Origin of the sequence: Pantoea sp. Morm (assembly GCF_016643525.1) — a bacterium.
Lineage (GTDB): Bacteria > Pseudomonadota > Gammaproteobacteria > Enterobacterales > Enterobacteriaceae > Pantoea > Pantoea dispersa.
Map to the genome: position 1 here is coordinate 1 of NZ_VOQX01000237.1, position 1,607 is coordinate 1,607.

Here is a 1,607-nt window from a genome sequence, read left to right on the forward strand (position 1 = left end):
GCGCAGCACCTGGCCGTTATGCCTGTGGGCATCCGGCAGCAGCGGCACGATGTGCTGCTGGCGCAACGCCAGTAGCTGGCGCGTAAGCGTCAGCCACGCCTGGCCTGCGGGATTTTCCACTTTGCGCCAGTCCAGTTTCGAACGCGTGAAGGTCTCTTCAGCGTTGGGATCCGGTACCGTATCGTCATGACCGGCGTGACCGGTAAACTCGCGCGCACGTCCTTCGCGCACCGCTTTCGCCAGATCGCCGTGGAAATCGGTAAAGAACAGGAATGGGTTGGTTTCACCGTACTCTTCGCCCATAAACAGCAGCGGAATATGCGGTGACAGCAGCAGGGTGGCGAGCAGCACTTTGGTGCGATCGGTACCGGCCAGGCTAATCAGGCGTTCGCCCTGGGCGCGATTGCCCACCTGATCGTGATTCTGGATGAAATCGACAAACGCGACCGGCGGCTGGCCTGCGCTGGGTACGCCGCGCCGCTGGCCACTCTGTGGTGACAGCTCGCCCTGATAAGCAAAGCCCTCGGTGAGAATGCGCGCGATTAATTTCTCCGGTACGTCGGCAAAATCCTGGTAATACGCGTGCGTCTCGCCGGTGGCAAAGACGTGAATGGCATTATGAAAATCGTCGTTCCATTCACCGCTGAACAGTGGCGCGTTACCGTCCGCATCGCGCGGATGCAGGAAGATCACGTTGCGGCTGTCTTCGGTGGTGAGATGGATCGGGCGAGAGTGGATTTCGCTGCGAATGCGTTCGGCAATCTCGATCAGCACATGCTTGCTGGACGTATCCTCAATCTGGTCGATGGCATCGAAGCGCAGGCCGTCGAGGTTAAACTCTTTCAGCCAGTAGAGCGGTGCTTCGACGATATAACGCCGCGCGGCATCAACATCGTAAGCAATCCCGGCGCCCCACGGCGTCATGCGCTCTTCGTGGAAAAAGGCCGGTGCCAGCAGCGGCAGGTAATTGCCTTCCGGACCAAAGTGGTTGAGCACAATATCCAGCACCACCGACAGTCCCAATGCGTGCGCGGCATCGACAAAGGCTTTGAAATCATCTGGTGAGCCATACGCCGCGTGCGGCGCATACAGCAGAACGCCGTCATAGCCCCAGCCGCGCGTGCCGCCAAACTGCGATACCGGCAGCACTTCGATCATGGTGATACCGAGGTCGGCCAGCGCGGGGAGTTTTTCGATAGCCGCGCGGAAGGTGCCTTCGGCGGTAAAGGTGCCGATGTGCAACTCGTAGACCACCGTTTCGTGCCACGGCCGTCCCTGCCAGTCACGCTGTTGCCAGTCGTAATGGTGAGGGTCGATAACCAGAGAAGGGCCGTTGACATCGGCGCGTTGTGCCCGCGCGGCCGGATCGGGCACCATGCTGCCATCGGCCAGCTCGTAGTGATATTCGCTGCCGTGACCAGGCCCGCGCAGCGTCAGGCTGAACCAGCCATCCTGCTGCCGCTGCATGGCATGCTGCTGACCATCGGCGTGAAGGGTAATTTGCTGCTGACCGGGTGCCCAAAGGCGAAACCGCACGCTGCCGTCAGCAAGGATTTCAGCACCCCAGGATTTTTCCAACGTTGTGGATTCCATTCTATTGCCTCGTT

At 60.2% G+C, this 1,607-nt stretch carries 1 protein-coding gene; it reads right to left on the reverse strand.

Going from position 1 to position 1,607, the window contains the following annotated elements; all coding sequences use genetic code 11:
- Window positions 1-1,593, reverse strand: a 1,593-nt coding sequence (treZ, locus tag FT726_RS27190) for a malto-oligosyltrehalose trehalohydrolase (RefSeq protein ID WP_346303840.1), incomplete at its 3' end; no start/stop codon positions are given.
- Window positions 1,594-1,607 lie beyond the last annotated feature (14 nt).